Raw genomic sequence first — 23614 nt, forward strand, 5'->3', positions numbered from 1 at the left:
TGTAGGGCGGCCCGTCAATTGTTGAGAGAGGTTTCTCTAAATACCTATTGAACACGGCTAGGATCATTCGACACAGGGCTTTGACGTCCTCAAAACGTACTCTGATTCTTCGCTACCCTGATACCAATCGCAGGTACGGGTTGTCGAACGCCACTTCGGCTATGACCCTCTCAGGCTGAAGCAACAGATACCCGTGCAGCCGCTTGATAGGCGGCGGGCCGCAGACTTCGCAGGTCCACAGATTGAGGTCATTTTCTCGTTTGCGGTGTAGGCCCAGGTGCTCAAACTGTTTCTGCAGCGCCTGCCATTCGTTCGATTCACCGTCCTGACCATGTTTCGCGATCTCTGGGTGCTCATGCAGGTAACGCCGGAAAATGCCAGGGCTGACCAGGAACAGGGTGCCATCTACCGTATGCAGGAGGGCCACTGGCGTGTTGAGCACCAGACGCTGCTGACGGATGCCATCGTGTAACCAGCCCAAGAATTGCACTCCGTGGTTTTCGCCCGGTGATGGCCGCATTTCCGTCGACTGCGGTTGAGCGGGAAGTGCCGGTGTTGGGCTATCAGTGGCGGGCGCCTCAGGTGGCTCCCCTAAAAAGCGCGGAATCATCCGTTTCTCGACGGAACGCCACAAACGAAAAAACCCGCCAAACGGCGGGTTTTAAAGGCTTCCACGGACTTTACAGGCCGTCAGTGGAGCAAGAGATGGTGCCCGAACCCGGAATCGAACCGGGACGCCCTTACGAGCGGGGGATTTTAAGTCCCATGCGTCTACCAGTTTCGCCATTCGGGCGGCAGCGCGGTGCAGCAGGGTTGGGAATATATAGATCCAGGCGCCGCTGCGCAAGGTAGCTTTGTGCCTTTCTCGCATGAGGGGCAAATGAAAAAGCTCGGTAGATCAGTGATCTACACGAGCTTTTGCGCTGCTGTTGCGCGCCCCCTTGATGAGCGAACAATGTCGGATGACAAATTCCGGCATGCCGACCTGCGCTTGGCGAGTCTTGAAGCGTTCGAGCCGCAGGCGTGGGGCTTGGCCTGAACTCACTCAGTCAATCAGCGCCAGCAAATCTGTCGTCCCCACGTCCAGTCCCGCCTGGGTCAGCAAGGTGGTTGCCTGGCCCCGGTGGTGGGTCTGGTGATTGAAAAAATGCACCAGCAGGCCGAAAAAGGGCTTTTCGGCGGACGCCCCCCGCATGTTGTGGTAGTGCAGGCGATGGTCCAGCTCGGGCTCCTGCAGCGTGTGGGTCCAGTCGATGATGAGCTGGTCCAGCCAGGCGCGCCGGGTCGCCAGTTCACGGAGGTCGGCATATGCCGGCCGCGTCAGATCGGTGGGCGTGGCGATGGCATCCAACGGAGCCAGTGCCGCGTAGCCTGCGGGATGCTGCGCAAAACGCTTGAGCCACACGGTGTCCCCCAAGGCGAGATGATTGAGCGTGCCGAAGATCGAACCGAAAAACGCCTGGCGGTCCAACTGCAACTCTGCATCCGACAGTTTGCCGGCCGCGTCGTAGAGCTTGCGGTTCATCCATTGGTTATAGCGGGCCATCAGTATTACGTGCTCAATCCGGTTCACTTGGGCTCTCTCTATAATCGCGCAGGCGCCATAATAGGCCGTGGCTGCCCGGCGGTCATGGTGTTCCGGCAAGATCGGGCTATGGTCGTTAGACGACAATACGGCACCCTGGGAGGGTGACGCCATGAACACCAGCGACTTACTCGAACAACTCTTGCGCGCCGGGCAAGGCGGCAATGCTTCGTCTGGCGGCGGCCTCGGTGGCGTGCTCGGTGGGTTGTTGAAAGGCTCGCGCACCGGTAATGCCTCGGCCGGGGGTGGTTTGGGCGGGCTATTAGGCGGCTTGGGCGGCCTGTTTGGCACCACACCTGGCACGCGTCCCGCCCAGGGGCGTGCTGGTGGAATGAACTACGCGGCCTTGGCTTCCCTGGGCATGGCCGCATTCCAGGCGTACCAGGCGTGGCAACGCCAGCAGGCTGATGCGCCGCAGCAAGCCCTTCATACGGTCGACCAGCTTGACGGTCCAGCCGCCGAAGCCCACAGCCATGCCGTACTGCGTGCCTTGATCGCCGCCGCCAAGGCCGATGGGCGTATCGATGAGAGCGAGCACCAGCTTATTTCCACTGAGCTGGGCCGCCATACCGATGACCCGCAACTGCAACAGCGGCTCGACGCTGAAGTCGCCAAACCTCTGGACACTGCAGATTTCGCCGAATTTGCCAGCGACCCGGCGGTCGCCGCCGAGGTTTACCTGGCCAGTGTGATGATGGTGGATGATCAGCAAGGCGCGGAGCGCGATTACCTGGACGACCTGGCGGGCCAGCTGCAAATCGACGCGCAATTGCAGCTGCATCTGGAGCAAAAAGCCAAAACCTGATTGAAAAGGCATAGGTATCTAAGGGCTACTGTGGCGAGCGGGCTTGCCCCGTGGTGGGCTGCGAAGCGGCCCCAAAACCAGGCGCAGAGGAATGTCTGATACTCCGCATTCGTCTTCAATGGGGCTGCTTCGCAGCCCAACGCGGGGCAAGCCCGCTCGCCACAGGGAGCTCGCCAACTTCTGAACGTTGTGTAGATACCTGTGACTGAAAAGGGGAAGCAAGGCAAATGTCGGAACTGCTGGTTCAGATGCAATTGGGTTGCGCGCGCGAGCCCAATCTCACGCGCGACGAAGGTTAAATGTGGGAGCTGTCGAGCCCCAGCGAGGCTGCGAAGGCGGCGGCACTGCTGGCATTTTCTTCACCTGACCCACCGCTATCGCTGTCCCGCTAAAACTCGAGAGCTCCCACAGGAGATCGCCTGTGTCAGGTGGAATCGAGCTGCATCCGTGAGCACCATCGCAGCTGCAACGCGGGTCCGTTGTCGGGTTTTTTACCTCATACCCCTTTTGCCGCCAGCACCGCCAGGTAGATCAACACCACCCCGCAAGTGCCATAACTGATGCGTTGCCACAGCGGGGATGCGTTCTTGCGCAACAGGTTGACCAGCGCCGCAACCAAAAAGCATGACAACACCGAAGCCAGCATGAACCCGGCGAAAAACATCAGGGTTTGCACATGGCTGGGCGTGGCGCCGACGATGCCCGACAGCGCGCTGCCCAATGCGCCCCAGTAGACGATGTTTTTCGGGTTGGCCAGGGAGATCGCCGCGCCAACCGCCAGTGCATTTTTCCGGCTGCTGGTGGGGGCCTCGTCGGATGCCGGTAGCTTCCAGGCGTCGATCAGGCTGCGGATGCCCAGCCAGGCCAGGTACAACGCACAGATCACCGTCAACGGCACGCGCACCGCGTCATGCTGGATCAGCAGGGCGATCCCGGTCAGACCGATCACCGCCCACACCGCATCGCCCACCAGTGAGCCAACCTGCACCAAGAGTGCCGGGGTAAAGCCATGCAGCAGACCACGGCGCAGCGTCTCTGCCAGTACGGCACCGGGGGAGAGGCAAAAGACAAAACCGAATATGAGTGCGTAAAAAAAGATCGTCAGCATGCCCGCATTCCTTCAAGAGAGGGCGGGCAGTGTGAGGATCGGCAACATCGGTGTCTTGAACCAGATTGCACTGTTCAGCGTTTTACTGCGTTTTGATAGTGGCCTGGGGTAATGCCATAGGCAGCGCGAAAATGCCGGTTCAGGTGACTCTGGTCGCTGAAGCCAAGGTCATGAGCGGCCTGGCTGGGCGACACGCCCTGGCGCAGCAGGCCCTTGGCGCGCCGGGTGCGCAACTGCATGGTCCACTCACGGGGCGTCAGCCCGGTTTCTTTCTGGAAGGCGCGCAGCAGATGGAACTTGGAAAGTCCAAGTTCGGCGCCAAGGTGATCCAATGTCAGCGACTGGTGCAGGTGTTCGGCGAGCACTTGCTGGGCATGGTTGATGAGGACTTTGCCGGCTTTTGCGCTGCCTGGCAGACGCACACCACTGAGGTTCACCACCTCGCCCATCAGCAGCACCAAGGTTTCCTCGTTCAGGTCGCGAACCAGCGTATCGGGGCTCGATGCTCCTTTGATCGTCGTCGCCAGCCGTTGGGCAAGATCGGGCTGAAAGCACAACGAACGATCAAACTCCAGATGCGCCAGCCCAAGGTCCGCCGCCAGTTGACTCGTCGTGGCGTACAGGCTCACAAAGTGCCACGGCACACCGTCTGCCGCACCTCCGCCTTGAATCTGGCCGGGGTTGTACAAGGTGATGGAGCCGGGGCCGGCGCGAAACTCCCGACGGTCCAGCCAGACCTTTTCCTCGCCGACCAGGTTTACACCGATCACACATTCATCATGGCTGTGGCGGGCAAACTGCAGGCCGGCGCAGGCGGTACTGCTGATTTCGTAATGGCCCAGCCAGGCATGTTGCACGGCGCTCATCGATTCAGATGCAGCGGCCCGGCATGCAGGGGCGCAGAAAGACTGATATCGAGGTTGGGCAAGGAGGTCATGACAGCACCGCAATACGGTCGAGTTCCGTTTTCAGCTCAGTGGCGCCCAGGCCGGCGAAGGGCAGCGCAAGGAATGCCCGGCAACGGGCTGCGATGACAGCCAGCGTGGCGTCGAATGCAGCTTGCACAGTCGCGTCGTCGCCCTGGACATCCGAAGGGTCTCCCAACCCCCAATGCGCCTTCAGTGCGGGCCCGAAGTACACCGGGCAGGCTTCACCGGCAGCTTTATCACACACGGTAATCACCACGTCCGGCGGGCTGCCTTCAAACGCATCGTTGCCCTTGCTGTACAAACCCTCGGTGCTGATGCCCGCCGCCTGCAGGGTAGCAAGGCTGCGCGGCAGCACCTGGCCCTTGGGAAAGCTGCCGGAGCTGACGGCTTCGAAACCCTGTGGGGCCAGATGATTGAACACCGCTTCGGACAAAATGCTGCGGCAGCTGTTGGCGGTACACATGAATAGGACTTTCATGGCGGCATCTCCTTCAAAGACTCAGGCGCAAGGCGAGGGCGGCAAGCGTGATCAACAACACCGGCAACGTCAGCACGACCCCGACCTTGAAATAGTAGCCCCAGGTAATGGTGATGCCCTTGCGCGCCAGGATATGCAGCCACAGCAAGGTAGCCAGGCTGCCGATCGGGGTGATTTTCGGGCCGAGGTCGCTGCCGATCACGTTGGCGTAGATCATCGCCTCCCTGACCACGCCCACGGCATGGCTGGACTCGATGGACAGCGCACCGATCAACACGGTCGGCAAGTTATTCATCGCAGACGACAGCAGTGCCGTCAGCACGCCCGTGCCCATGGCCGCGCCCCACACGCCGTAAGTGGCAAACGTATCGAGCCAGGTCGCCAGGTAGGTAGTAAGGCCCGCGTTACGCAAGCCATAGACCACCAGGTACATGCCCAGGGAAAAGACCACGATTTGCCACGGTGCTTCTTTCAGCACTTTGCGCGTGGAAATCATGTGGCCTTTGGCGGCGATCACCAGCAGCAGCAACGCGCACACCGCGGAAATGGCGCTGATGGGGATGCCCAGCGGTTCCAGGGCAAAGCAACCGACCAGCAGGATACCCAGCACCCACCAGCCGGCGCGGAAAGTGGCGCGGTCGTGGATCGCGCTGGCAGGGTCATCAAGGTCGGCCGGGTCGTAGGCCTGCGGGATATCGCGGCGGAAAAACCACAACAGCACCGCCAGCGTGGCCGCGACGCTGACCAGGTTGACCGGCACCATCACGGCGGCGTATTCGTTGAAGCCGATCTTGAAATAGTCCGCCGAGACGATATTCACCAGGTTCGACACCACCAGCGGCAGGCTGGCGGTATCGGCGATAAAACCGGCGCCCATGACGAATGCCAGGGTCGCCGCCGGAGAAAAGCGCAGGGCCAGCAACATCGATATCACGATGGGCGTAAGGATCAGCGCGGCGCCGTCGTTGGCGAACAGCGCCGACACCAGCGCGCCCAGCAGCACCATATAAGCAAACAGACGCCGGCCGCGCCCACGGCCCCAGCGCGCCACATGCAGGGCGGTCCAGGCAAAGAAACCGGCCTCGTCGAGCAACAGGCTGATGATGATCAGCGCGACAAAGGTGCCGGTGGCATTCCAGATGATGTGCCACACCACCGGAATGTCCGCCAGGCTGATCACGCCGCAGGCCAGGGCCAGGATCGCGCCCATTGTTGCGCTCCAGCCGACGCCGAGGCCCTTGGGCTGCCAGATGACCAGGACGATGGTGAAGATGAAAATGGCAATGGCGACAAGCATCGATCAGCGCTCCGGTGGCTCAGCAGGTGCTGCTGGCGCGTAGTAGTTGGGTAGGCAGAGCATGGATCGGTTGGCGTCCGTAAAGTTCTTGCCCGGGTGAATCAATAACATCGCTGCGTTTCATTCAGTCAAACCTTGTATCGATTTGACATGGATCAAAGATACCGAAATCCGCCACAAGTGGTTGAAATTAAAATGAAACATGAATGTCCTAAAGTGCCTGCCCATTGCTGATGAAGGAAGACCCGTGTGACCCGTGCCACTCGCAACCTGCGCAAGATACTGGATTCCGTCGCGGAAAATAATGAAACCGCCGCGTTCGACCTGATGCGCGCCGTCGAAAAACTCGGCGATGAAGTGCTGCGCCAGCGCCTGCTCAACACCATCCACCGGCTCAACCAGGATGCCTATGAGTTGCGCGAAGCACGGGATTCGGTGGAGCAAGTGTCGGTCAGGCTCGCCTGAGCAAGATCGTTCAAGACAAGCCCATTGTGAGGCTGGCATGCTTGGCGACTGTTTGTCGATGAGCCGTTTCCATGCCCACTGCCTTACCTCGATATGCCTTCGCTCGCGGCGCCATCGCCGTCATTCCCTTGTCCCTGGCCTGTGCGCCGTGGGGACTGCTGGCTGGTTCCATGGCCATCGATGCGCAATTCACCCCTCTGCAAGCCCAGGGCTTGTCCGCCATCGTGTTTGCCGGTGCCGCGCAACTGGTCGCCATCGGTATGGTCAAGAGCGGTGCCAGCCTGATTTCCATCGTACTGACCACGTTGCTGCTGACCTCCCAGCATTTGCTGTATGGCATGCACATGCGCCCGATCCTCGCGCCCCTCAAGACCCGCTGGCGCATGAGCCTGGGTTTTCTGTTGACCGATGAATTTTTCGCGCTGGTCAACCACTTCGACCGCCAGACCTTCAACCGCTGGTACGCCCTGGGCGTCGGCCTGACGTTTTATATCATCTGGAACCTGTTCACCCTGGCCGGCATCGTGCTCGGCAAAAGCATTCCCGGCCTTGATCAACTGGGCCTCGAATTCTCCATCGCCGCCACCTTTATCGCGCTGATCACACCGGTGGTGCGTGACATTCCCACGGTGGTCTGCGTGGCGGTGTCGTTGCTGTTTTCGGTGTGGTTGAGTTTCCTGCACTGGGAGTCGGCGGTGGTTGTGTCCGGCGTGCTGGGTATGAGCGCCGGATATGCCTGCAAGCGCCTGGGAGTAGGACAGCGATGATCTACTTCATGATTGTGGCCATGGGGCTGGTGGTATTTTTCAACCGTTACCTGTTCATCGAACCGCGCCTGCCGGTGCGCCTCAACCGTGGCGCGCGCGAGTTCCTCGGGTTTGCGGTGCCGGGCATGCTGACGGCGATTTGCGGGCCGATCATTTTCCTGCACGACCATCAACTAAACCTGAGCCTGGCCAACCCTTACCTGCTGGCGGGGATCAGCGCAGTGGCATTGATGTTCTGGACGCGCAATGTGTTGATCACGGTGCTGCTGAGCATGGGGTTGTTTTACCTGTTTCGCTGGCTGATCTGAAACCCGGACGAAAAAAAGCCCGCCGGGGAGCGGGCAGAAGGGAGGTTTCCAAAAAAGAGCGTGGTTACTCTAATTGGCGCATCTTCCCCCTGACAGTGAAACAAAGTTCATGCGGTCGTCAGACCGGCCCACGGCAATGATACAGTCGCGTTTTTTCCAACGGAGCAATGGCATGCACAAGGTGGTAATAGGCGCACTGGTACTCGCGGCGTTGGCTGGTTGCGCGGGTTCGAAGATGAAGGAGGCGCGCGCGGGCGCGCCCTACAAAACCCTGGCTTCGGACAAGGCCACCCTGGCTGTTGCCGAATGCGTGCAGTTCGGCTGGCAGGATGAAAGCGTGTTTGGCGTTGACGCCGGCGGCTTCAAGGAGCCGATCGGGGCGGGCGGCTTTACCGTGTACACCACGGCGGGTGACTACTTTGTCGACGTGCAAAGCGCGGGGGCCGGTTCAACCATCAAGTACTACGCGGCAGAGGACACTATGCCGGCCAAGCGTCGTTTGGCCGCACTCGCGACCTGCCTGTAGTCCGTTGCCTCAGGCGATTTAGGAAATGCCTGGCACGACAGGCCCAAGGCATTGGCTTATGATTCACACGCTCGCCCGGCATGATGGCTCTTTACCGGTACACGGACGTCGAGGCCTGAATGCCGGGCGAGCATCCTCTTTCTTCAGCGCGGCATGTAACCCAGGTGCCAGCGCCTTGGTATCTTCAGCGATACCATTCCCAATAAGCCTGCCAGCACGCCACTGATCAGCAGCGCCTTGAGCCCCATCTCCTGCTCCAGCAGCGCGCCGATCACCGCGCCCACGAACATGCCTGCCCACGGGATCAACTGCACGCGCCAGCCGCTGCGGCGTTCCCCGAGCAGCCAACGCCCAAGCCCGCGGCCAAAACGGGAAAGCGCTCCGGTGACGTAAGTCAGCCCCACCGGCAACCCGTTGACCTCTTCCACGGCGGCATTGAGCATGCCCATCGCAATGATCGCCGCCAACAGCGCAGGCAGTGTATCGGCGAAGGGCAGCAGTGCGGCGCCGCACAACAAGGCGGCAATGCACAACAGCAACGGCAGCGCATGACGACGGCTCAGTCGGCCGACCACCACGCCCAAGGCATTGCCGACGATGAAGGTTGCCACCAGCAACAGCAGCCGGCCGGTCAGGCCCAGGTCCCCCGCACTGATCGCCACCGCCAGGCGCGTGGTGTTGCCGCTCATGAACGACACAAAGTCACCGCTGGCCATGAAGCCGATGGCATCGGTCATCCCGGCCAGCACCGACAGGCTGGCCACCAGCATCAGCCCGACCCGGCCACGCCAGCGTTGTTGATGGGCCAGTGCGGCGTTGGCGTAAGGCTTGCGGGGCGAAGGCAGCATAGGGCCGGGCTCCTCGGTGAGATTATCCGGCCACTACCGTAGGATGCTTTGAGCGCGCATGCAACGACCTCAGGCACACGTCAGGGTCCAGCCTTCAGGCCGCCAGTCCAGGAAATGGGTCGGCCGGATCGCTTGCACAAACGCCGGGTCATGGGACACCACCATCATCGCGCCGGTTAAACCCTGCAATGCCTGCTCGAAAGCCTCCACCGATTCCAGGTCCAAATGGTTGGTCGGCTCGTCCAGCAACAACAACTGCGCCGGCACTTTGCGCCACAAGGCAATCGCCATGGCGGCTTTCAAGCGTTCGCCACCACTGAGTTGCCCGGCGGGCTGGGTCACGCGCAGGGCATCCAATTGCAGCAAAGCCAGGCGCGTGCGCAACTCGGCTTGGGCCAATGGTGTTTCCAGCAGGTTGAGCTGCTCGACAAGTGAGCGACGCTCGTCCAGCAGCGCGAGGTGCTGATCAATATAGGCGCTGGGCACCTGCACGCTGCATTCTCCACTGGCCAACGCGTATTCACCGGCGAGGGCCTTGAGCAGCGTGGACTTGCCGCAGCCGTTCGGCCCGCGCACAGCGACACGCACCGGGCCTGCCAGATGCAGGTTGAGGCGGCTCGATGGCAGCCATGGTAACTGCGCGTCGATCAGCGATAACACCTGTCGGCCATTGGGTACCGCGCAGGCGGGCAGCGCCAGCAGGGTCGGCGTTTCATCCGCGACCCGCTCGTAGGCCTGGTGCACTTGCTTATCCAGCGCGTGTTTGTGTTGCCGATGTGCGCTGCGCACGTTGCTGACGATTTGCGTGGCGGCGCCTTTCCAGCGTGCTTTGGTGAAGCGATCGACGTTGGCGCTTTGCGCCTGCTGGCGTGAGCGGGCTGCATGGCGTTGCAGGCTGTCGTGCTCGTCCTGCAGGCGCCGGCGTTCGCGGCCGCGCGCCAGGCGCGCGTGCTCCAGCGCGGCGATGGCGGCCAGTTGTTGCGCATCGCGCTGGGCGCGGTAGGCCGCGTAGTTACCGCCATACACCTGAACGCCGAGGGGTGAGAGTTCAATGATGCGTCCCATGGTATTGAGCAGTTGCCGGTCATGACTGACCACCACCAGGCCGCCGCGCCAGTCACTGAGTACACCCAGTAGCCACGCACGGCCGTTGCTGTCCAGATGGTTGGTCGGCTCGTCGAGCACCAGCAGCTCTGGCGCGGCCAGTAGCGCACCGATCACCGCAACGCGGGCCAATTGGCCGCCGCTGAGCTGCTCGGCCGGGGTATGCAGGCAGAGTTGCGACAAACCTGCGGCGTCCAACGCGCTGCGCAAGCGCTCGGCCAGGTCCCAGCGGTCGTCGATCAATGCCAGGTCGTCGACTTGCGCGGTACCTTGAGCCATGCGCTTGAGGGCCGCGAATACCGCCGCGGTGCCGGTGAGGTCGGCAAGGGTTTCGCCTGGTGCGATCACCACATTCTGCGCCACGTAAGCCACCTCAGCCGGGCGATTCAAAGTGCCGGAGGAGGGCGGCAGCCGCCCGGCGATCAATTGGGCCAGGACGCTTTTACCCCGGCCGTTGCGCCCCACGATGCCGGTAGGGGTGTGATCGATGCACAAGTTCACGTCGTCCAGCAAGGTTTCGCCATTGGCGAACTGGAAGCTCAGGTGTTGCAGGGAAACAAGCGCGGGCAGCCGGTTGACGTCAGTCATCAGCACCTCCAAAAAAATGTCGGACAGGCCAACAAGCGCGCCAGGCGGCTCGTTGCAGGTACATTCTGGAAGGCTTAGTTGTTCACGTCGGCGGTCGTCCCGTAAGGCAGGAGGGACGCGCAGCCTAACCCGCCTTGGCTTTTTCCGGCAAGTCCGCGGCCAGTTTTTCAAGGAACATGGCCAATGCAACCTCTTCGGCCTTGAGCCCTTTGCGCAGGCGTGGCTTGGGCAATCGGGAGAGTTCACCGAGGCTGAAGTGCTCGAGCACGGCGGGGTGGATGTAGCACTTGCGGCACACCGCCGGGGTATTGCCCAATTGCTTGGCGACATTTTTGACCATGGCCACCACGTGTTTTTTCGCGTCGGACTCAGGCTGCCACTGCAATTCGCGCAGGACCGCCAACGCCATGGCGGTACCGGCCCAGGTGCGGTAGTCCTTGGCCGTAAAGTCCGCCCCGGTGAGGCGATGCAGGTACTCATTCACGTCGTGGGAACTGACAGTGTGCCGTTCGCCGTCCTCGTCCAGGTACTGGAACAGGTTCTGCCCCGGCAGTTCCAGGCAACGCTTGACCACTGTGGCCAGGCGCCGATCCTTGACGCTGACCTGATGCTCGACCCCGCTTTTGCCGCGAAACTGGAACTGGATCTCGCTGCCTTTGACATCCACATGGCGGGTGCGCAGGGTGGTCAGCCCGTAGGACTTGTTGTCCCGCGCATATTGGGTATTGCCGACCCGGATCAGCGTCGCATCCAGCAGCATCACGACCGTGGCCAGCACTTTTTCGCGGTTGAAACCCGGTTCGGCAATTTGCGCTTCCAGCTGTTTGCGCAGGTTCGGCAATGCCTTGCCGAACGCCTGCAGCCTTGAGTATTTGTCGGTATCGCGCACTTCGCGCCAGCGTGCGTGATAGCGGTACTGCTTGCGCCCGCGCGCGTCGCGGCCAGTGGCTTGCAGGTGGCCGCGCGGGTCGGCGCAGATCCACACATCGGTGTAGGCGGGCGGCACGGCCAGGGCGTTGAGGCGCTTGATCTCGTCGGCATCGGTGATGCGTTCGCCCTTGGGGTCGAAGTACTGGAAGGTGCCCCGCACTTTTTTTCGGCGGATGCCGGGTTGGGTGTCGTCAACGTAGTGCAGGTCGCGGGGCAGGTCGGCGGGCAACGCAGAATCGGGCATGGTGCGGGTTCCTTGGCAAATCAGGCCGTTATGTCTGATTGACCGCAGCCGCTTGCGGACGTGCCAAAAGGTTTACTACGCCAGTACCGCGACCGCCTTGATCTGTGCCCACAGCACCTGCCCCGGCTGCAGTTGCAGTTGGTCGCGCGAGAACCGCGTGATGCGCGCCAGCAACGGCGTGCCATCGGCGTCCAGGCGCACCAGCACATGCGCGCTGTTATCCGCCGCAATCTCCTGGGTAACCGTCACCGGCAGGCGGTTGAGGATGCTGCTGTGTTCCTCCGCTTGCAGGCTGAGGCTGACGTCCCGCGCCTGCACCTTGATGCGCAACGCCTTGCCCACTGCCAGCGGCGCGTGGGCGACGCGCATGTGCAAAGTGCTGGCGGGCAGTTGCAGCGTAAGCAATTGATAGTGCTCGTCGTAGGCACTCACCGTGCCGGTGATCACCACGCCGGCGTCGTCGCCCAGCGCCAGGGGCAGGTCGAGCCGCGCCAGGGTTTCGCCGATGGGGCCGCTGGCCAAGGCCTTGCCGTCGCTGAGCAAGACGAGGTGATCGGCCAGGCGCGCGACTTCATCCCTGGCATGGCTGACATACAGCACCGGGATATCCAGTTCATCGTGCAGGCGTTCAAGGTAGGGCAGGATTTCGCCTTTGCGCGTGCTGTCCAGGGCTGCGAGAGGCTCGTCCATCAACAGCAGGCTCGGGCTGGTGAGCAGCGCGCGGGCGATGCCGATGCGCTGGCGCTCGCCGCCGGACAGGTGCAGCGGGTGGCGATCGAGCAGATGGCCGATGCCCAATAACTGCGTGGCCTGGGCAATGTCCACGCGGCGCTGTTGGCGCGGGATGCGCTTGAGGCCGAACTCCAGATTGGCCCGCACCGACAAATGGGCGAACAGGCTGGCCTCCTGGAACACGTAGCCCAGCGCGCGTTTATGCGGCGGTACGAACAGCCCCTTGCGGCTGTCTTGCCAGACTTCATCGTTGATCTGGATAAAGGCTTCTTCGGCGCGCTCCAGCCCGGCGATACAGCGCAGGCAGGTGGTCTTGCCGGAACCGGAATGCCCGTACAACGCAGTCACGCCGCGACCGGGCACGCGCACATCCACGTCGAGGGCAAAGCCCGGATACTTAAGATGCAGGCGTATATCAATCATCGTCAGCTCCAGCCCATCGGTGTCTTGCGCCTGGCATGGAGCGCCAGCAACACCAGGAACGCGAAGACCACCATGGCGCCGGCAAGCCAGTGGGCCTGGGCATATTCCATGGCTTCCACGTGGTCGTAGATCTGCACGGAGACCACCCGGGTCTTGTCCGGGATATTGCCGCCGATCATCAGCACCACGCCGAATTCGCCGACGGTGTGCGCAAACCCCAGGATGGCCGCAGTGACAAACCCCGGCCGTGCCAAGGGCAGGGTCACGCTGAAGAAGGTGTCCCACGGATTGGCGCGCAAGGTCGCGGCTACTTCCAATGGGCGCGTGCCGATTGCCGAAAAGGCGTTTTGCAACGGCTGCACCACGAACGGCATGGAGTAAATCACCGAGCCGATGACCAGCCCGGCAAAGCTGAAGGTGAGGGTGCCCAGGCCCAGCCATTGGGTGAATTGGCCGAAAAAGCCATTGGGGCCCATGGTCAGCAGCAGGTAGAAGCCGATCACCGTTGGCGGCAATACCAACGGCAAGGCGACGATGGCGCCAATGGGCCCGCGCCACCAGGAACGGGTGCGCGACAGCCACAGCGCAATCGGAGTACCGATGACCAGCAGGATCACGGTAGTCAGTGACGCCAGCTTTATGGTCAACCAGATAGCGGAAAAATCAGCGCTCGACAGCGGCATTTAGAGCTCGTAACCGTAGGACTTGATAACGGCGGCGGCGTCAGGCCCCTTGAGGTAGTCAACCAGCGCCTTGGCCGCGGCGCTGTCTTTGCCCTTGTTGAGGATGACCGCGTCCTGTTTGATCGGGTCGTGCATGGACGCCGGAACGATCCAGGCCGAACCGCTGGTGACCTTGCCGTCCTTATAGATCTGCGACAAGGCGACGAAGCCCAACTCGGCATTGCCGGTGGAGACGAACTGATAGGCCTGGGTAATGTTCTGGCCTTCAACGAGCTTGTCCCGGACCTGTTCGCTGAGGCCTTGCTTGGCCAACACCTGGATGGCGGCGAGGCCGTAAGGTGCGGCTTTAGGGTTGGCGATCGACAGATGCTTGAACTGGTTCTGTTTCAGCACGTCGCCCTGGGCGTTGACATAACCTGGCTGCGCCGACCACAGGGCGAGGGTGCCGACGGCGTAGGTGAAGCGCGACCCCTTGACCGTCTCGCCTTCGGTTTCGAGCTTCTGCGGCGTGGTGTCGTCGGCGCTCAGGAACACCTGGAATGGCGCGCCGTTCTTGATCTGGGTGTAGAACTGGCCGGTAGCGCCGTAGGCGGCGACCAGTTTATGGCCGGTGGCTTTTTCGAAGTTGGCGGCAATCGCCTGGATCGGTGCGGTGAAATTGGCGGCCACGGCCACCTGGACTTCATCGGCATGCACCGAACCGAAAGCAAGGGCCGCGACCAGGCCGGCCAGGAGTGAGGCGTGAATCATCATCAAACAGCTCCTTTGAATACGTACGGCTGACCTGCACCTGTAGTGAGCGGGCTTGTCCCGCGCTGGGTGGCGAAGCCGCCCCAATAGAGACACCTCCGACCTTTAGGTTGAACCGAGCCGCTTGGTTTGGGGCGGCTTCGCCACCCAGCGCGGGACAAGCCCGCTCACTACAAGGGGAGCCAGGATAGAAGGCTTAACCGCTATGTACACGAATATATAGCGATAGCGCTGTGCCGGTACAGCGCAAAGTTGCCGCAAGTGACGCTTTTACCTGAGCTTGGCCAGCGCCTGCTGCGCCAGTTCGCGCGTCAGCTCATAGGTGGTGATGTCTTTGCCCAGGCGCAGCGCCTGGCCTGCCCACAGGTTGCTGAAACCCGCTTCATCCTTGGCCTTGAGCGGCATCAGCGCGCCGCCGGAAGTCGGGAATGCCGGGGCGGCGGGGTTGATCGCACCCAGATCACGCATTACCCGGTTGACGATGCCCCGTGCCGGGCGCCCGGTGAACAGGTTGGTCAGCGCGGTTTCGCTGGCCTGGGCGTTGCGCAACGCATGATGGTGGGACGCGGTGACATTGGCTTCAGGGGTAAACAGGTAAGCGGTGCCGATCTGTACCGCCGAGGCGCCCAGGGCGAATGCCGCCACAATACCGCGCGCGTCGCCGATACCGCCGGCGGCAATCACGGGCACGCTGACCGCGTCGACAATTTGCGGCACCAGGGCAAACAGGCCGATCTGGGTGTTGAGATCATCGCTGAGAAACAAGCCCCGGTGGCCACCGGCTTCAATGCCCATGGCGATGATGGCGTCGCAGCCATGTTGTTCCAGCCAGAGGGCTTCTTCTACCGTGGTAGCCGAGGACAGCACTTTGGCGCCCGTGGCTTTTACCCGATCCAGCAATGACTTTTCCGGCAGGCCGAAGTGGAAACCGACGACCTCGGGGCGGAAGGCTTCGACCACCTCGCACGCCGCCTCGTTGAACGGTGCGCGGTTGGAGACCGGCGTTGGCGCATCAAAGTCAGCACCCAGCTCGCGGTAGTAGGGTTCCAGCAATGCCTTCCAGCGCTGATCGCGGGCGGCGTCGGGCGCAGGCGGCTGGTGGCAGAAGAAATTCACGTTGATGGGGCGCGCGCTGGCTTGGCGGATCTCGGTCAGCGCGTCGCGCAGTTGCTCGATGCTCAGCGCCGCGGCCGGCAGCGAACCCAGGGCGCCCGCGTTATTCGCGGCGATGACCATGGCCGTCGTGGTGCCGACCGCCATGGGTGCCTGGATGATCGGTACTTCGATGCCCAGCAGGTCGAGAAGGCGCGTGTCTGGCCAGGTGCTCATGGGGTGTGTCTCCAGCGTCAGTGGGGCGTTGCGCTGTTTTAACAGGGCCCTTGGCCCCCGGCCAGTCTGTTTTATTCACTGGACTAAGGTGACGTTTCATGGTGTGTGAGCGCGCACGTCTCAGGCCTCGCTTTCCCGTTCCAGCAGTTGCTGCTTGCGCGCCACGCCCCAGCGATAGCCCGACAGGTCACCGTCGCTGCGCACTATGCGGTGGCAAGGGATTGCCACGGCCAGTCGGTTGGCGCCACAGGCCTGTGCCACCGCGCGGTACGCCGTCGGCGCGCCGATTCGCTCGGCAATCTGTGCGTAGCTGGCCGTGCTGCCGGGCGGGATCTCGCGCAAGGCTTGCCACACCCGTTCCTGAAACGCTGTGCCACGCAAATCCAAGGGTAAGTCCAGGCCGATTGCGGGGGCTTCGACAAATCCTACGACCTGGGCCACCAACTGTTCGAAGCGTGGGTCGGCGCCCACCAGCTCGGCGTTGGGGAATTGATCCTGCAGGTCACGCACCAGTTGGTCCGGGTCATCGCCCAGCAGAATCGCACACACGCCGTGTTCGCTTTGCGCCACCAGGATGGCACCGAGCGAACATTGCCCGACGGCGAACAGAATTGCGTTATTAGTGCCGCCGGCCTTGTAGTCGCTGGGTTTCATGCCCAGGAGCTGGTTGGCCGACTCGTAAAAGCGGCTGTTGGAATTGAAGCCCGCGTCATACAGCGCATCGGTCACCGAGTGCGAACCCTTGAGGCCGTCGCGCACTTTGCGCGAACGGTGGGCGCTGGCGTAGCCCTTGGGCGTCAGACCGGTCACGGCTTTGAACACGCGATGAAAATGGAAGGGGCTCAACTTGGCGTGCGTGGCCAGTGCGTTCAGGCTGGGTGGCGTCTCGGCCTGTTCGATATGCCGACAGGCGTCCGCCACCAGCTGTGCATGCTGCGCGGCGAGTTGGGTCTGGTCGGCGGCGGCGCGTTTGTTCGCGCGATAACCGGCGGCTTCGGCCTGCGCCGCAGTGTCGAAGAATTCAACGTTTTCCGGGCGAGGCAAGCGTGAAACACTGCTGGCGCGGCAGTACACGCCAGTCGTCTTCACGCCATAGACGAACAGCGCATCGGCCTTGGGGTCGCGGGCGAGAATCGCTGCCCAGCGTGGGTCTTGTTCGGTAGTCATGCTCGACACTCTTGACGGATCCTGCCCAGATTAGTCGTGCCGCCAACACCTGGCACTCTGAAGCTTGCGGTCAAATCAACCTGCGGTGCGCAAGGTCAGATTGATGCGCTGCGGGCCCATGACCGGGTGCACGCCATCCTTGATCGGCATCACCCCATGGAAACGCAGGCGATCGACGCCGCCCCAGACCACCACGTCGCCATGGAACAGCGAGACTTTACGGGTCTTGTCACTGCGCGCATGCCCACCAAACAGGAAAACCGCCGGCAAGCCGAGCGATAGCGAGACCACGGGTTCGCTGTAGCGGCGTTCATTCTTGTCCTGGTGCAGAGACATTTTCGCGCCTGGCACATAACGGTTGATCAGGCAGGCGTCGGGAGTAAAGTCGAGAAAGCCGGCCTCTGCCGCCGCCAGCACCGCCAATTCGCGCAAGACGCCGGGCATGCGCGGCCAGGGCTGCTGGCTGCGCGGGTCGAGTGGGGTGTAGCGATAACCGGAACTGTCGGTGGTCCAGCCCAGGTCGCCGCAGCTGCTCAGCGCCGCCGACATGGTAAAGCCACCGGGCGTGACCATTTGCCGAAACGGCGATTGAGCCAGCACTCGCCGCAGCTCCGGCAAAAGGCGCTCAACCCAGGGCAAAGCGTAGCCACGTAACACGTAGGACTGTTCGCCAATTTGCTCGCGTCCCGCAGGTTGTCGCAGCGCGTCCTCGGCGAACAGGTCGGCGGTGGGGCCAGGCATCGTCTTACAGCGCCTTGCTCACATTGATGTCGGTGATTTCATCACTGGCATCATGAATTTTTGCCAGCGCCTGCTTGGCTTCTTCCACGCTGTTGCTGGACAGTTGCGCGAACTCAAAGCGGCGCTCGCCGTTGAGCTTGTACTTGATTACATATTTGGTGGTAGTCGTCACGGCTATTTCCTGTGAAAGGTGCGAATCAGCTCAGCTTGGTGCTGGTGCGCCGCACAATGCGGATCTTGTGGGACAACGCGGGTTTGCGGGTCACGCTGATGGCGCGCCGCGTAACCACGTCCAGGGTGATGTTCCAGAACCCCGTGCTCGGTGCGGTGATTTTGGCAGGGAACTTGTCAAAAGCGCCGCCGTGGTAGGTGTGGCGCCCGCCGTTCTTGAAGCTGCGGAAATTCGCGTCGCTCATCAGACGAATATTACAAGTTTGCGAGCATTCGATGACGACAATGTCCCCCTCGTTGAGGTGCTCGCGCTGGTGGATGAATTTCATGGGGTGTCTCCAGAAGGGCTTTTTCTGAAAAATCAGAACGATACGTAGGTTAAGATGGAGTTTATCAGCCCCAGCGCGTTTATTATCGGGTCGTCTTCAACGACGTCGACAATTTAAAACAGTTATTTACCGAGTTATCAGAGATAAATCCTACGTTGGCGGGAGAAATTTACCATCCCCGCTGTCGTACGGTCTTTATCGGAGGTTTTGTATGAAGTGGAGTGTGTTGGTGCTGGCCCTGGCGATTGGTGGGTGTGCGTCGGTTGCAGATATCAAGCAGACCCCGCCGACCTTGGTGGTCATTTCCGGAAAGAAACCACAGGAATACGCTGCCTGTGTGGTGCACAAACTCTCCGCTACCCGTCGGCCGCCGCAGATCGAACCGCACAAGGAAGGAGGTGTGCAGGTGATTGTGCCGCAAAAGTTTTCGGCGGACCCGTCGGCCATTTTCGAGATTGATGAACGTTCCAGCGGCAGCAGCATCAAGCTCTACGAGAGCATGTCCAACGTGCCGATCCGCCCGGGTGACGTGAAGAAAGCTGGCGAAGAGTGCATTTCAGGCTGAGGCGGCCCATTTCATCTTATTGCCTCTAATCCGAAAAAAAGCCCGGCCCCGTGAGCGTGGCGCCGGGCTTTTTTTAGCGCATTTTGCAAGTTGCCGGTTGATGCCGGCATCTGTTTTTGGGAAGTCTTTCATGAAGCGTGAACACGTCAGGGCTCGCCAGGCCGAAGGCCAGATAACGGCGACCCATATCATCCAGAACCCGGCCGACCTGGGCGAGTGGATTGTCTTTTTCAAAAAAAGCGGCGGCCGCAGTTTTTTCCTGGTGGACGATCAGGATGAGGTCGAGTCGTTTGCGCGACTGGATGACCTGGTCGAGACCATCCGCGGCCTGGGTATCAAGTTTGCCGACATCCAGCTATAGACGTAACGCTTACTTGCAGACCACGACCACGCTGCGGCCTTTGAAGTTGCCTACGTCCTGGCCCAGGGTCTTTTCACTCTCTTTGAGCGAAGGCGTGCCTTCGGTGCCGACGATACGGTAGCCGGTGCCCGCGCAGGAGGCGTCGGCTTTTTCGTAGCAACTGGCCCAGGAATTGGCCTCGCCTGAGCAATCGATCGTCAGTCCCTGTTCGCCGTTTTTCAGATAGACGTCAGAGGTGGTGGTGCACCCGGCGAGCGCCAGTACCGCAGTCAGTGCCAGAAACTTGTTCATAGGGTTCATCGTCGAGGGTGTTGGAGGGGGCGCTGACACAGTCGTGGAGCGTTGGTGCAAGATTATAGCGAACTGCCATCGTGTGTGTAGGCACAGCCCACTAAAAAGCCCCGCAGAGCGGGGCTTCCTGGTGCGCTGCGCAACGAGCCTGGCGCTCGTTACTTGCTTTTCGGACGTTTGCTCGATGCATGGCCTGCTTCGTCTACAAATACTTCGGCTACTGCAATCGCCTGGCTTTCGGTGGCGAAGGCGCCGGCGACGCTGTCGCCGTGGAAGTTGATCAGGTGCCAGCCGTCCGCGCGCTGCGTGATGAGGTAGCCGTTTACGCCTTTTGGTTCTGACATCTATCAATCTCGTGGTGTGGTTCAGGACATAATGATAGCGCCAAATGTCATGCGGCCGCGCGAGTTATTCTCGGTCAGTGTCCTGGGGGCCAAAGCGTGCTAAAAGGGTCGCAGCCCTTGAAACATTGAGGTGCAGGCATTTGTGCCATGCCCGGTGGGAACCCTCTTCGCAAGATCAGCGGAACTTACGCCGACATTTTTTCTCTATGATGACATCGCAACGCCAGCAGGAGCCATTGTAAGGCGACTGCGGCCTGATTAGACTGCGCCGAATTCCGTACACACAGCCCTATGTAAGGACCCATATGATCAAGAAATGCTTGTTCCCAGCAGCCGGTTACGGCACTCGCTTCCTGCCAGCGACCAAAGCCATGCCCAAAGAGATGCTGCCGGTGGTGAACAAGCCACTGATTCAGTACGGGGTCGAAGAGGCATTGGATGCCGGCCTGAACGAAATCTCCATCGTGACCGGCCGCGGTAAGCGCGCGCTGGAAGACCACTTCGATATCAGCTACGAGCTGGAAAACCAGATCAAGGGCACCGACAAGGAGAAATACCTGGTCGGCATCCGCAAACTGCTGGACGAGTGCTCGTTCTCCTACACTCGCCAGACGCAGATGAAAGGCCTTGGCCACGCCATCCTGACCGGTCGCCCACTGATCGGCGACGAGCCGTTCGCCGTGGTGCTTGCGGATGACCTGTGCGTGAACCTCGACGGCGACGGCGTGCTGACCCAGATGGTCAAGCTGTACCAGAAATACCGCTGCACTATCGTTGCGGTGATGGAAGTGGACCCATCGCAAACCAACAAGTACGGCGTCATCGCCGGTGACGACATTGGTGATGGCCTCATCCGCGTACGCGACATGGTCGAGAAGCCAGCCCCTGAAGATGCACCATCGAATCTGGCCATTATCGGTCGCTACATCCTGACGCCGGACATCTTCAAGTTGATCGAGGAAACCGAGCCGGGCAAAGGCGGTGAGATTCAAATCACCGACGCCCTGATGAAGCAAGCCAAAGACGGTTGCGTCATTGCCTACAAGTTCAAAGGCCAGCGTTTTGACTGCGGTGGTGCTGAAGGCTACATCGAAGCGACCAACTTCTGCTTCGAACACTTCTACAAGACTGGCAAGGCTTACTGATTCACATCAGCCAGCCTGTTCCAAGAGAAAGCCACCTTCGGGTGGCTTTTTCGTTTTTCAGCCCCATGTAAGGCGGTATGCTGATGTCCTGCCGAGGAGAGTGAAATGGCCTACGATTTTGACCTGTATGTAATTGGCGCCGGTTCAGGCGGTGTGCGTGCGGCACGTTTTGCTGCAGGGTTTGGTGCCAAGGTGGCCGTGGCGGAAAGCCGCTACCTGGGGGGCACCTGTGTCAACGTCGGCTGCGTGCCGAAAAAGCTGCTGGTATACGGCGCGCATTTCTCCGAAGAGTTTGAGCAAGCCAGCGGGTTTGGCTGGTCCCTGGGCGAAGCGAATTTCGATTGGGCGACCCTGATCGCGAACAAGGACCGTGAGATCAACCGCCTCAATGGCATTTATCGCAACCTGCTGGTCAACAGTGGCGTGACCCTGCATGAGGGGCATGCGCGCCTGGTTGATCCGCATCAGGTCGAGATCAACGGTGAGCGCTTTACCGCCAGGCACATCTTGATTGCTACGGGTGGCTGGCCGCAGATCCCGGAAATTCCGGGGCATGAACACGCCATTGGTTCCAATGAAGCGTTTTTCCTCAAGCAACTGCCCAAGCGCGTACTGGTCGTCGGCGGTGGTTACATCGCCGTTGAGTTTGCCGGCATCTTCCATGGCCTCGGCGCCCAGACAACGCTGTTGTATCGCGGCGACCTGTTCCTGCGTGGTTTTGACGGCTCGGTGCGCACCCACCTCAAGGAAGAGCTGACCAAGCGCGGCCTCGATTTGCAATTCAATGCCGATATCGAACGTATCGATAAGCAGGCGGATGGCAGCCTCAAGGCCACGTTGAAAGACGGTCGCGTGCTGGAGGCCGATTGCGTGTTCTACGCCACCGGCCGTCGCCCGATGCTGGATAATCTCGGGTTGGAACACACTGGCGTCACGCTCGACAAGCGTGGTTTCGTTGAGGTGGACGACCTTTACCAGACTGCCGAGCCGTCGATCCTGGCCATTGGTGACGTGATCGGTCGCGTGCAGTTGACGCCGGTTGCCCTGGCCGAAGGCATGGCGGTGGCGCGACGCCTGTTCAAGCCTGAGCACTATCGCCCGGTGGATTACGCGATGATCCCCACGGCGGTGTTCAGCCTGCCAAACATCGGTACGGTCGGCCTGACCGAAGAAGGCGCGAAAGCGAAGGGCCATAAGGTGCAAGTGTTCGAAAGCCGTTTCCGCCCGATGAAGCTAACCCTTACCGACTGTCAGGAAAAGACCCTGATGAAATTGATCGTCGACGCCGACACCGACAAAGTGCTGGGTTGCCACATGGTCGGCCCCGATGCCGGCGAAATCATCCAGGGCCTGGCGATTGCGCTGAAAGCGGGCGCAACCAAGCAGCATTTCGACGACACCATCGGCGTGCACCCCACGGCGGCGGAAGAGTTCGTCACCATGCGCACGCCTGTGGCGGGCTGATCAAGCGTCGGGTGTTGCCTCTGGCGTCGCTGCAACGGCGGCCGCCAGGCGCAACGCCTCGATGCTGGCCTGGGCCTTGACCAGGTCCAGCTCCAGGCGCTTGTTGGTGTGCTGGTGTTCAGTCAGCGCTTGTTGGCGTGACTGGCTTTCCAGCAAGGCAACCCGTAGACGCTCCTGAAGCAGGGTGCGTTCGCTGTCAATCAGGCTGACCTGTTCGCTCAGCTTGAGCTGATGGGCCTGGTCCTTGCGCGATTGCTCCTGCAGCGCCGCCAATTCCTTAGCGGTCACCCGATGTTCGATCAATAGCCGCTCATTGTCGCGATGCAGCTGGGTGATTTCATCCTGGCGGACCATGGCGCTCTGCTGGGCCTGGCGTAACTCCGCCTGCACTTGTTGCAACTGGCCTTCATGACGGCGCTGTTCCTGTTCACGCTGCTCCTTGATCGCGTTGCGGTAGTGCTCCAGCGCATCCCGGGCATGCAGGTGTTTTTCTTCCAGCGAACGAATCTGTTCGTCCTTGTCGTTGATCCGCAGCTCGTAATCGCTGCACGCCTGGCTTAGCCCGGCGTTACGGGTTTGTTCGGTCTGCAGGCTGGTGCTGGCGGTTTGCAGCGCCGCGCTTTCTTCCGCGAGGGCGGCGGCCTGGATATCGAATTGTTGCTTGAGTTGGTCGTGGGCCTCTTCAAGGGTCTCCAACTGGGCGAGCAGGGCGGCTTTCTGCTGTTCGAATTGCGCCAGGGCCAGATCAATAGGCTCCTGGGCTTTGTCTTTCAAGCGCTGCGCCAGACGCGCGACGAGTTCGCCAAGCTCTTCATCGATCGGGGCTTCGGTGATGGTGAGGCGGGTCTCGCTCTCCTCCAGCTCCTTTAAATAACGATGAATGGTGGTTTTAGAGCCAGTGTTGCCCATTTCGATGCGTATCGCGTCGATGCTGGGGTTTTCGCCGCGGGCGAGTATCGCCAGGCGTGCCGTTTGAACAACTGCTTTGTTTATGCCGCCGCGAGCCATGGGGTCTCCGTCGATTTAATACTGTGGTATGTATTATGTATTTACATACTATATCACGAATTAAAAAACGTTGAAATTCATGATTTAACAGATGGGATATTGGCGTATTATCCCGTGCCATACACTTTT

Annotated in this window: 30 protein-coding genes and 1 tRNA gene; 10 read left to right on the forward strand and 21 right to left on the reverse strand. The window is 61.0% G+C overall.

Going from position 1 to position 23614, the window contains the following annotated elements:
* Positions 1-112: 112 nt before the first annotated feature.
* Together ACLH0H_RS25350 and ACLH0H_RS25355 are read right to left on the reverse strand one after the other, a co-directional pair.
* A complete protein-coding gene (locus ACLH0H_RS25350; RefSeq protein WP_411380144.1) occupies positions 113-610 on the reverse strand; it encodes a conjugal transfer nickase/helicase domain-containing protein in 498 nt (165 codons plus the stop codon).
* A 96-nt stretch (positions 611-706) separates the two neighbouring features.
* Positions 707-793 (reverse strand) — tRNA-Leu (locus ACLH0H_RS25355).
* 87 nt (positions 794-880) lie between these two features.
* Between ACLH0H_RS25355 and ACLH0H_RS25360 the strand changes: the two genes are divergently transcribed.
* Positions 881-1039 (forward strand): hypothetical protein, encoded by a 159-nt coding sequence (locus ACLH0H_RS25360; protein ID WP_411380145.1) that lies wholly within the window; start codon positions 881-883, stop codon positions 1037-1039.
* A 6-nt stretch (positions 1040-1045) separates the two neighbouring features.
* Here the strand turns inward: ACLH0H_RS25360 and ACLH0H_RS25365 are convergent, their stop codons facing one another.
* The gene (locus ACLH0H_RS25365; protein WP_411380146.1) at positions 1046-1573 is read right to left on the reverse strand and encodes a DinB family protein; all 528 of its coding nucleotides are present in this window, start codon (positions 1571-1573) and stop codon (positions 1046-1048) included.
* Between the two features lie 124 nt (positions 1574-1697).
* Between ACLH0H_RS25365 and ACLH0H_RS25370 the strand changes: the two genes are divergently transcribed.
* A complete protein-coding gene (locus ACLH0H_RS25370) occupies positions 1698-2390 on the forward strand; it encodes a tellurite resistance TerB family protein (RefSeq protein ID WP_411380147.1) in 693 nt (230 codons plus the stop codon).
* 496 nt (positions 2391-2886) lie between these two features.
* On the opposite strand, the gene ACLH0H_RS25375 is transcribed toward ACLH0H_RS25370, so the two are convergent.
* The 4 genes from ACLH0H_RS25375 to ACLH0H_RS25390 form a co-directional block, all read right to left on the reverse strand.
* Positions 2887-3498 carry a LysE family transporter gene (locus ACLH0H_RS25375; RefSeq protein ID WP_411380148.1) on the reverse strand — a complete coding sequence of 204 codons (612 nt, stop codon included), beginning with the start codon at positions 3496-3498 and terminating at the stop codon, positions 2887-2889.
* Between the two features lie 74 nt (positions 3499-3572).
* A complete protein-coding gene (locus ACLH0H_RS25380) occupies positions 3573-4364 on the reverse strand; it encodes an AraC family transcriptional regulator (protein WP_411380149.1) in 792 nt (263 codons plus the stop codon).
* A gap of 67 nt (positions 4365-4431) precedes the next feature.
* Positions 4432-4905: an arsenate reductase ArsC gene (locus ACLH0H_RS25385; protein ID WP_411380150.1), complete on the reverse strand. Its 474-nt coding sequence runs from the start codon at positions 4903-4905 to the stop codon at positions 4432-4434.
* 13 nt (positions 4906-4918) lie between these two features.
* On the reverse strand, positions 4919-6202 hold the full coding sequence (locus ACLH0H_RS25390) for an arsenic transporter (RefSeq protein ID WP_411380151.1): 1284 nt from the start codon (positions 6200-6202) through the stop codon (positions 4919-4921).
* Positions 6203-6451: 249 nt separating this feature from the next.
* Here ACLH0H_RS25390 and ACLH0H_RS25395 point away from each other — a divergent pair, with 249 nt between their 5' ends.
* From ACLH0H_RS25395 to ACLH0H_RS25410, 4 genes are all read left to right on the forward strand, one after another.
* Positions 6452-6667 (forward strand): hypothetical protein, encoded by a 216-nt coding sequence (locus ACLH0H_RS25395; RefSeq protein ID WP_057703383.1) that lies wholly within the window; start codon positions 6452-6454, stop codon positions 6665-6667.
* Between the two features lie 71 nt (positions 6668-6738).
* Complete coding sequence (locus ACLH0H_RS25400) at positions 6739-7434, forward strand: AzlC family ABC transporter permease (protein ID WP_186690831.1); 696 nt, start codon at positions 6739-6741, stop codon at positions 7432-7434.
* Complete coding sequence (locus ACLH0H_RS25405; RefSeq protein ID WP_411380152.1) at positions 7431-7742, forward strand: AzlD domain-containing protein; 312 nt, start codon at positions 7431-7433, stop codon at positions 7740-7742. The genes ACLH0H_RS25400 and ACLH0H_RS25405 overlap by 4 nt, the downstream gene beginning before the upstream one ends.
* 172 nt (positions 7743-7914) lie before the next feature.
* Positions 7915-8268: a hypothetical protein gene (locus ACLH0H_RS25410; RefSeq protein ID WP_076954233.1), complete on the forward strand. Its 354-nt coding sequence runs from the start codon at positions 7915-7917 to the stop codon at positions 8266-8268.
* Positions 8269-8411: 143 nt separating this feature from the next.
* Here the strand turns inward: ACLH0H_RS25410 and ACLH0H_RS25415 are convergent, their stop codons facing one another.
* The 11 genes from ACLH0H_RS25415 to ACLH0H_RS25465 all read right to left on the reverse strand — a co-directional run bounded on the left by ACLH0H_RS25415 (position 8412) and on the right by ACLH0H_RS25465 (position 18307).
* Positions 8412-9116, reverse strand: a complete 705-nt coding sequence (locus ACLH0H_RS25415; protein WP_411380153.1) for a YoaK family protein — start codon at positions 9114-9116, stop codon at positions 8412-8414.
* A 69-nt stretch (positions 9117-9185) separates the two neighbouring features.
* Positions 9186-10808: an ABC-F family ATP-binding cassette domain-containing protein gene (locus tag ACLH0H_RS25420; protein WP_411380154.1), complete on the reverse strand. Its 1623-nt coding sequence runs from the start codon at positions 10806-10808 to the stop codon at positions 9186-9188.
* Between the two features lie 124 nt (positions 10809-10932).
* The gene (locus tag ACLH0H_RS25425) at positions 10933-11982 is read right to left on the reverse strand and encodes a DNA topoisomerase IB (protein WP_411380155.1); all 1050 of its coding nucleotides are present in this window, start codon (positions 11980-11982) and stop codon (positions 10933-10935) included.
* 75 nt (positions 11983-12057) lie between these two features.
* Entirely contained in the window at positions 12058-13137 is a 1080-nt protein-coding gene (gene modC / locus ACLH0H_RS25430; protein WP_411380156.1) for a molybdenum ABC transporter ATP-binding protein, read from the reverse strand.
* Between the two features lie 2 nt (positions 13138-13139).
* Positions 13140-13820 carry a molybdate ABC transporter permease subunit gene (modB, locus tag ACLH0H_RS25435; protein WP_411380157.1) on the reverse strand — a complete coding sequence of 227 codons (681 nt, stop codon included), beginning with the start codon at positions 13818-13820 and terminating at the stop codon, positions 13140-13142.
* Complete coding sequence (gene modA, locus ACLH0H_RS25440) at positions 13821-14573, reverse strand: molybdate ABC transporter substrate-binding protein (protein ID WP_411380158.1); 753 nt, start codon at positions 14571-14573, stop codon at positions 13821-13823. It abuts the gene before it with no gap.
* A gap of 267 nt (positions 14574-14840) precedes the next feature.
* Positions 14841-15899, reverse strand: coding sequence for an NAD(P)H-dependent flavin oxidoreductase (locus ACLH0H_RS25445; protein WP_411380159.1), 1059 nt, complete (start codon positions 15897-15899; stop codon positions 14841-14843).
* 120 nt (positions 15900-16019) lie between these two features.
* Positions 16020-17066 (reverse strand): bifunctional DNA-binding transcriptional regulator/O6-methylguanine-DNA methyltransferase Ada, encoded by a 1047-nt coding sequence (gene ada, locus ACLH0H_RS25450; protein ID WP_411380160.1) that lies wholly within the window; start codon positions 17064-17066, stop codon positions 16020-16022.
* Positions 17067-17141: 75 nt separating this feature from the next.
* A complete protein-coding gene (gene alkB, locus ACLH0H_RS25455; RefSeq protein WP_411380161.1) occupies positions 17142-17807 on the reverse strand; it encodes a DNA oxidative demethylase AlkB in 666 nt (221 codons plus the stop codon).
* A 4-nt stretch (positions 17808-17811) separates the two neighbouring features.
* Positions 17812-17979 carry a hypothetical protein gene (locus ACLH0H_RS25460; RefSeq protein WP_090219980.1) on the reverse strand — a complete coding sequence of 56 codons (168 nt, stop codon included), beginning with the start codon at positions 17977-17979 and terminating at the stop codon, positions 17812-17814.
* A 25-nt stretch (positions 17980-18004) separates the two neighbouring features.
* The gene (locus ACLH0H_RS25465) at positions 18005-18307 is read right to left on the reverse strand and encodes a DUF1883 domain-containing protein (RefSeq protein WP_003173824.1); all 303 of its coding nucleotides are present in this window, start codon (positions 18305-18307) and stop codon (positions 18005-18007) included.
* A gap of 211 nt (positions 18308-18518) precedes the next feature.
* Here ACLH0H_RS25465 and ACLH0H_RS25470 point away from each other — a divergent pair, with 211 nt between their 5' ends.
* Positions 18519-18872, forward strand: coding sequence for a hypothetical protein (locus ACLH0H_RS25470; RefSeq protein WP_169378736.1), 354 nt, complete (start codon positions 18519-18521; stop codon positions 18870-18872).
* A 130-nt stretch (positions 18873-19002) separates the two neighbouring features.
* The gene (locus ACLH0H_RS25475; protein WP_411380162.1) at positions 19003-19233 is read left to right on the forward strand and encodes a hypothetical protein; all 231 of its coding nucleotides are present in this window, start codon (positions 19003-19005) and stop codon (positions 19231-19233) included.
* A 9-nt stretch (positions 19234-19242) separates the two neighbouring features.
* On the opposite strand, the gene ACLH0H_RS25480 is transcribed toward ACLH0H_RS25475, so the two are convergent.
* Complete coding sequence (locus tag ACLH0H_RS25480) at positions 19243-19524, reverse strand: hypothetical protein (protein ID WP_186690818.1); 282 nt, start codon at positions 19522-19524, stop codon at positions 19243-19245.
* 158 nt (positions 19525-19682) lie between these two features.
* Positions 19683-19868 carry a hypothetical protein gene (locus ACLH0H_RS25485; protein ID WP_307393272.1) on the reverse strand — a complete coding sequence of 62 codons (186 nt, stop codon included), beginning with the start codon at positions 19866-19868 and terminating at the stop codon, positions 19683-19685.
* A 305-nt stretch (positions 19869-20173) separates the two neighbouring features.
* On the opposite strand from ACLH0H_RS25485, the gene galU reads away from it, so the two are divergent.
* Together galU and gorA are read left to right on the forward strand one after the other, a co-directional pair.
* The gene (gene galU, locus ACLH0H_RS25490; RefSeq protein ID WP_046068218.1) at positions 20174-21013 is read left to right on the forward strand and encodes a UTP--glucose-1-phosphate uridylyltransferase GalU; all 840 of its coding nucleotides are present in this window, start codon (positions 20174-20176) and stop codon (positions 21011-21013) included.
* A 105-nt stretch (positions 21014-21118) separates the two neighbouring features.
* The gene (gene gorA / locus ACLH0H_RS25495; RefSeq protein WP_411380163.1) at positions 21119-22477 is read left to right on the forward strand and encodes a glutathione-disulfide reductase; all 1359 of its coding nucleotides are present in this window, start codon (positions 21119-21121) and stop codon (positions 22475-22477) included.
* Here gorA and ACLH0H_RS25500 read toward each other — a convergent pair whose 3' ends face one another.
* On the reverse strand, positions 22478-23485 hold the full coding sequence (locus tag ACLH0H_RS25500) for a DNA-binding protein (protein WP_411380164.1): 1008 nt from the start codon (positions 23483-23485) through the stop codon (positions 22478-22480).
* Positions 23486-23614: the final 129 nt, after the last annotated feature.

The sequence above is a fragment of the Pseudomonas sp. MPB26 genome, assembly GCF_046605355.1.
Classification (GTDB): Bacteria; Pseudomonadota; Gammaproteobacteria; order Pseudomonadales; family Pseudomonadaceae; genus Aquipseudomonas; species Aquipseudomonas cedrina.